Consider the following 361-nt stretch of genomic DNA (forward strand, 5'->3'; position numbering starts at 1 on the left):
CCCGGTCGCAGCGTGGGCGCCTGGTCGGTGAGGCCGGGGACCTTGACGAACGCCTTGGCGGTGAGGCCGTCCATGTCGGTCACGGTGTAGGTGATGACCTGGCGGGCCTCGGTGAGGGTGACGACGAGCTCGCCGTCGGGGGTGACGGTCGTGGTCTCGGCGTCGCTGGTGACGGTGAGCTCGGTCGCGGCGCCGTCGGGGTCCTCGTCGTTGTCCAGGACGGGCACGGTGACCTCGGTCCTGCCGAGGATGTCCTCGACGGGCACGGTGTCGTCGCGCGCGACCGGGGGCAGCAGCGGCGCGTTCGCCGAGACGTTCACCGTCACCGCGCCCGTGGCCCGCGCACCGTACGTGTCCTGGA

General features: G+C 72.6%; 1 protein-coding gene. It reads right to left on the reverse strand.

Features of this window, described 5'->3' with window-relative positions; genetic code table 11:
• The coding region (locus GJV82_RS19715) for an Ig-like domain-containing protein (protein WP_196217325.1) at positions 1-361 on the reverse strand (361 nt) is incomplete at both ends.

It is taken from the genome of Cellulosimicrobium composti, from assembly GCF_009711085.1.
GTDB classification, from domain to species: Bacteria; Actinomycetota; Actinomycetes; order Actinomycetales; family Cellulomonadaceae; genus Cellulosimicrobium; species Cellulosimicrobium composti.